The sequence below is a fragment of the Nocardia sp. Root136 genome (genome assembly GCF_001427185.1).
Taxonomy (GTDB): Bacteria; Actinomycetota; Actinomycetes; order Mycobacteriales; family Mycobacteriaceae; genus Nocardia; species Nocardia salmonicida.
The window spans coordinates 2,601,428-2,607,400 of record NZ_LMFE01000001.1 but is presented as its reverse complement, the minus strand read 5'-3'; the positions used below and the strand labels follow the sequence as shown (position 1 = coordinate 2,607,400).

Genomic DNA, 5,973 nt, shown 5'->3' with positions numbered 1-5,973 from the left:
TCCGGCCTGTGACGTGAAGTCCTTCCTGTCGAAATGTGCCTGAAGCAGAACCGGGATATGGTCCGGGTTCTCTACGGGAAACAGGAAGGGAGCGGTTGGTATTACGCTTCGGATTTGGCTGAGCAGTGCGGGGGCGGCGACCGTTCAGGTCATGCGGTTGCTGCGGGAGAACCCCGACGGGGTCGATGTCACAATTTATGCCAGCAATGTGGATCCGAGTGCGGCTGCTCTCTCGGTGTGTGATGTGTCGGCGGTCGAACCTCGGTACGCGAGCAACGAGGAGTACGCGCAGTTCGCGCTCGACTTCTGTCGGATGCACCGCATCGACGTGCTCATCCCGCCGCGCCGCCTCGACGCGCTCGCGGGTCGGGTGGCGGACTTCGCGGCGGTCGGTACCAGTGTGATGTGTTCGCCGTTGTCGGCGGTGACGGCGCTGACCAGCAAGGTGCTCACCTACGAGATCGCCGGTGCCGCGGGCATTCCCGTGCCGCCGTGGCGCGAGGTGAGTGACGCCGACGAGTTCTGCTCGGCCGTCGACGAGTTGTCGCTCACCGGGGAGACGCTGTGCGTCAAGCCGAGCGGTGAGTATTCGGCGTTCGGGTTCCGAATCCTGGACGACCGCCCGCTGACCATGGCGAACCTGCGGGTGGCGCCCCGGCCGGTGGCCTCGGTCGAGGCGATCGCGGGGGCGATGCGGCGGGCGGCGCAGGACGGGGAACCCGTGCTGCCGCTACTCGTGATGCCGTTTCTCGAAGGTCCGGAGATCAGCATCGACTGTCTCTCGGCTCCGGGAGGCGAACTGCTGATGGGGATTCCACGGGCCAAGCAGGGGCGCTTCCGTATGCTGCTCGACGATCCCACCGTGGTCGATATCGCAGGCCGGCTCGTACGGCACTTCGAACTGGCCTTTCTGACGAATGTTCAATTGCGCTATCGCGGTGGCGAACCAGTGCTGCTCGAGGTGAATCCACGACCCTCGGCGGGTCTGTTCCACACGTCCTTCGCCGACGTGAATCTGCCGTGGGCCGCGGTTCGGTTACTGCTGCAAGGTGATTCGGGATTGCGGAAGCCGCCGCGACTGGGCGCCTGTCTCGCCGTTGCGGAAGCGGTCATGGAGGTCGTGCCGCAGTTGGATGGTCACTTGCCCGGTGCGGTGCGTAGGAGTGCGGACCTGGTACCCGGTTGATCGATGGCGGCACAGTGAGTTCGGATCACTCGCCGGTGGTGAACAGTCCGCGTTTCATGGCGACGATGACAGCGTGGGTGCGGTCGTTGACGTCGAGTTTGGCGAAGATGCGGAGTAGATGGGTTTTGACGGTGGCTTCGGCGATGACGAGGCGTCTGCCGATCTCGGGGTTGGACAGGCCGTCGGCGACCGCGCGCAGGACCTCGATCTCCCTGGAGGTCAGGGTGATCGGGTCGGGGCGGCGGATGCGGGCGACCAGACGCTCGGCGACCCGGGGTGCGAGGACGGTCTGGCCACGGGCTGCGGAGTGGATGGCCTCGACGAGTTGATCGCGGGTGGTGTCCTTGAGGAGATAGCCGATGGCACCGGCTTCGATGGCGCGTTCGATATCGACGTCGGTGTCGTAGGTGGTGAGGATCAGCACGCGGGTTCCGGTGCGGCGCACGATTTCTCGGGTGGCCGCCACGCCGTCCAGGACCGGCATCCGCAGATCGAGGATCGCTACGTCCGGGGACAGGGATTCGGCGAGGTCGATGGCTCGAGCGCCGTCGTCCGCCTCGCCGACGATCTGGATGGACGGTTCGGCCTGTAGCAGCGCGACGAGGCCCGAGCGCATCACGACATGATCGTCGGCCAGGATCAGGCGAAGGGGCTCGGTCACGTCAGCTCCGCCCGGTCGGGAGGAGGGCGAAGATCCTGGTGCCCTCGCCGGGTGAGCTGGTGACGGCGAATTCCCCACCCAGCTCGGTGATCCGGTTGCGCATCCCGTTCAGGCCGAAACCGCGGGCCTGCTGCGGCGTGAAACCGATTCCGTCGTCGGTGATTTCGAGTTCCAGACCGGCGTCGGTGGGGGAGAGAACGAGGCCGACGGTGCTCGCCTTCGCGTGCTTGCTCACGTTGGCCAGGGATTCCTGCGTGCAGCGCAGCAGCCCGATTCTCGTGGGTTGGTCGCACACGATGTCGGCGAGGTCGGCGTGCACGATCAGCCCGGTGTCTTCGGCGAATCTATCGAGGACCCGGCGCAGCGTCTGGGCGATTCCACCGCTGTCCGCGGGACTTCCGCCGACCAGAACCCTTGCCTCGGTGAGGTTCTCGCGGGCGGTGCGCTCGATCGACAACAGCTGTTTGGCGGTGGCTGCCGGATCGGCGCCGATGCCGTCGCGGGCGGCCTCGGCCAGCACGACGATGGAGGCGAAGCCCTGGGCGAGGGTGTCGTGGATTTCGCGGGCGATCCGTTCGCGTTCCTCGGCCGCGCCTTGCCGCTGGTGGGCCGCGGCGAGATCCGATTGGGTGCGTTTCAGCTCGGCGCCGAGTATCCGGGTGCGTTCCGCGCCCTGCCTGATCACCTGGTCCACCCACAGCCCGAGCAGGACGCCGCCCGCGTATCCGAGCAGGGTGAAGGTGGCATTGCCAGGGGAGAAGATCGGCCCGGTGAGGTTCCCGACGAGGGCGGCGACCGCCGCCGCGCTGAGGAAGCCGACCGCGCGGCGCGGCGTCGGCGTGTAGATCCAGAACAGCGGAATCGAGACGATGAAGAATGCCGCGCCGCCCTCGAGCAGGATCGCCGTCACGCCGAGGACGGCGACCAGCAGGCAGAGGAAGCTGGTGGGCCCGACCATGCGGTTGCGCGGAAAGGTCGTCAGCGCCACGTAGCTCGCGGCCAGCGCCGTGATCAGGATCCATGTCGAGTACTTCGTCGGATCGGCGCGATCGTGCACCGCGATCACCGGCGGACCGAGGCCGAACAGCACCCAACATCCGGCATACCACCGGCGCAGAATCTGCGTCCGGCTCGGCCTCTGCTCCATTCCGCTCAGCCTACTTTCACCGGCTCGGCGGTGACGGCGGGGCGGGCGGGCCACCAGGTGCGATCACCCAGCAGCAGCAATACCGCGGGCAGGATCACGATCCGGATCACGAACGCGTCGAGCAGGACCGCCGCCGCGAGGGCGAAGCCCATCTGTTTCATCTCCATGATGTGCAGCGGAACGAAGCTGGCGAACACCGTGACCATGACGAACGCGGCGCTGGTCACCGCGCTCGCCGAACCGCCGACACCCTCGAGCACGGCCTGGCGGGTCGGCATGCCGGCGCGTGCGAGCTCGCTGATGCGGCTGAGCACGAAAACCTGGTAGTCCATCGACAGTCCGAACAGGATCACGAACAGCAGCAGCGGGACTCGGGAGCCGATCGAGCCGGTCGAATGGAAATCGAGCAGGCCCTCGGCCCAGGTGTGCTGGAATACCGCGGTCAACAGGCCGAGCGATGCGCCCGCCGAGAGCAGATTCAGCCCGACACCGATCAGTCCGAGGACCACGGAGCGAAATGTCAGGACGGTCAGGACGAACGTCACCAGCAGCAACGTCGCGATGATCAGAGGCAGCTTCTGTTCCTGGTGACGCGGGTAGTCGGCGTAGCGAGCGACATCACCGGTCACCGCGTAGTCCACGCCGGACAGGAGACCGACGGTTGCCGGCAGGTAGTCCGTGCGGAGGCGTTCGAGTGACTGCTGGGCCGCATCGTCGCCGACGTGGTGCAGGACCGGCAGTTCCAGCAGGCTGACCCGGCCGTCGGGGGAGGTGCGCAGTTCGGTCTCGCCCGCGAGGGCGGAATCGGACTCGGCTCGTCGGGCCAGTGCGCGCAGCGCGTCGGTGACGTCGTCGGCGCGCGTCGGCTCGGCCGCCACCACGACCTGGTGCATCGACTTCAGCTGGGGGAAGGCGGTATTGAGTCGATCGAACGTCTGCATGGCGGGGATGGAGCGTGGATGGGTCTCGCGGCCCATGTCGGTGAGTTCGAGGCCGAGCAGCGGTGCGGTGAGCGTGAGCATGGCCAGGACCGAGATGGTCAGTGCGGCTACCGGGCGTGCGGCGGTCAGTCGCAGCAGGGAGCCGGTGAGCCGACCGATGTTCTCTCGCTTCGGTTTCGAAGGCTTGCGTGCCGCACGGCGCTCGGCTCGATCGGTCAGAACTGTCAGCAGGGCGGGCAGCGCGGTGAGCGAGCTGGCCACCGCGACCAGGGTGACGAGAATCGCGGCGGTCGCGATCGAGGAGAAGACCACGTCGTCGGCGAGATACATCGTCGCGCTCGAGACAGCGACGGCGATACCGGAGACCACCACCGCGCGCCCGGAGGTCGCCGCGGCCAGTTCCACCAGCGCCCGTGAACTGAGTGAGCTGCCCGCGCGGGCCCGCTCCTCGCGCGCCCGTTTCAGATAGAACAGGGTGTAGTCGACGCCGACCGCCATCCCGATCAGCAGGATGATGTTGGTGCCGACTCCGTTGTCGGGGAACAGATGTGAGGCGGGCAGCGACAGCCCGATCGCCGCGACGATGGACGATATCGCCAGCAGCAACGGCACCAGAGCCATTGCCGCCGAACGGAACACGACGAGCAGGGTGATCAGGGTGATCGGCAGCGCGATCAACTCGGTTCTCGCCAGATCGCGCCCGCGCAGGGCTTCGACACCGCTGCTGATGGAGGGGCCGCCGGTCTGCTCGATCCGTAGGTCCGGGTATGCCCGCTGTACCTGATCGGTGTGCTCGCGAAGCACGGCCACGTGCTTCTTGGCATCGAGTTCCGCGCCCGCCATGGTCACGTCGACGCGCATCATCGTGCCGTCGAGTGAATGCACCGGCACAGCCACGGATTCGACCTCGGGCAACGTCAGCATTCGATCGGTGACCTCCCGAGCGGCGTTGACGGCGGCGGTTCCCCCGCCGGTGATCAGCACCCGTTCCATCGGCACCTGCTGTAGCCCACCCGAGGTCGCGATCGCCTCACCGCGGCCCGCCTCGCCGATCCAGAAATCCTCGGTGGCTGCGGGTTTCCCGCCGATTCCGGCGCCGATTCCGACGCATAACGCGACGAAGACGAACCAGCCGACTATGGCGCGCCACGGATGGCGTGCGCTGGCAACGGCGATCGATACCGAGCGATTTCGCATGTCGTCAATGCTGCTCGGGAGACCGGTGTCGCAGACAGCATCGACCGGTCGAACTTCGTGTCCACCGATCGGTGGACACCGTGCCGTTGTCAGCGGGAGAGTGGACGGCCAACCCCTGGAGAAATAGATCGAGGACGAAAGGTGAAATCAGCCATGCCGCGCACGCCGAATATTTGTGCGAATTGCATCATATCGCGCAAACTCTGCTCGGCCTCCGTTGAGGACGGCTGCCGATGCGGTTCGGTGTCGAGTGCACGAATGTGCATAACTGGTTGTGGCCCAATGACTATCGACGAACATTCAGGTTCGGCAGCTACCGGATCTTGGGCGCGCATGTGCATAACTGGGACGGTTGGTCCATTTCCCTTGTGGATAAACCCCTGGCCACGTTCCGGAACGGTGAATTCGGTGGTGCGAAGGTCACTAAGTGGTAACACTCGGTTTTCCGGCGTCACGCCGGGAAAACCGTCGACTTTCACAGCATGGGGGCTTTTCGGGGTTGACCGTCGAATGGCGAAAGTGACAGTTCCGCGACACCGCTACGCCCGACGTGATGCTTTCTTGTCTGGAATTAACCCTCTCGGCGGCGAACACTGAGGGGGCGCGCAGCTAAGAACAATCCGAGTTCACCCGAGGGAAGGATTCCCCTATGTCCGTGAAGATGAGCAAGGCAGCCGCCGCGGCCGCCATCGTTCTGGCTCTTGGCGCTGTCGCCGCTCCGGTGGCCTCTGCCGCCGCGCCTGCGCCGCAGGCATCAGAAGTTGGATCAGTGGGGATCTGCTTCCCGGTGGGCAGCGTGGAAATCTGTTTCTGATCGCATCCGGCGTTGATCCATTGGTTT

At 65.9% G+C, this 5,973-nt stretch carries 5 protein-coding genes; 2 read left to right on the top strand and 3 right to left on the bottom strand.

Annotated elements, in window-relative coordinates:
• Positions 1-55 precede the first annotated feature (55 nt).
• Entirely contained in the window at positions 56-1,186 is a 1,131-nt protein-coding gene (locus tag ASD42_RS12110) for an ATP-grasp domain-containing protein (protein ID WP_327152889.1), read from the top strand.
• 25 nt (positions 1,187-1,211) lie between these two features.
• On the opposite strand, the gene ASD42_RS12105 is transcribed toward ASD42_RS12110, so the two are convergent.
• Genes ASD42_RS12105 through ASD42_RS12095 form a run of 3 tightly spaced genes read right to left on the bottom strand, consistent with a single transcriptional unit; the run spans position 1,212 to position 5,132 of the window.
• Complete coding sequence (locus ASD42_RS12105; RefSeq protein WP_200950403.1) at positions 1,212-1,847, bottom strand: response regulator; 636 nt, start codon at positions 1,845-1,847, stop codon at positions 1,212-1,214.
• A 1-nt stretch (position 1,848) separates the two neighbouring features.
• A complete protein-coding gene (locus ASD42_RS12100; protein WP_056814107.1) occupies positions 1,849-2,994 on the bottom strand; it encodes a sensor histidine kinase in 1,146 nt (381 codons plus the stop codon).
• A gap of 5 nt (positions 2,995-2,999) precedes the next feature.
• The gene (locus ASD42_RS12095) at positions 3,000-5,132 is read right to left on the bottom strand and encodes an MMPL family transporter (protein WP_082843557.1); all 2,133 of its coding nucleotides are present in this window, start codon (positions 5,130-5,132) and stop codon (positions 3,000-3,002) included.
• Positions 5,133-5,781: 649 nt separating this feature from the next.
• Between ASD42_RS12095 and ASD42_RS34350 the strand changes: the two genes are divergently transcribed.
• The gene (locus tag ASD42_RS34350) at positions 5,782-5,946 is read left to right on the top strand and encodes a hypothetical protein (protein WP_156677429.1); all 165 of its coding nucleotides are present in this window, start codon (positions 5,782-5,784) and stop codon (positions 5,944-5,946) included.
• The last annotated feature ends 27 nt before the right edge of the window (positions 5,947-5,973 follow it).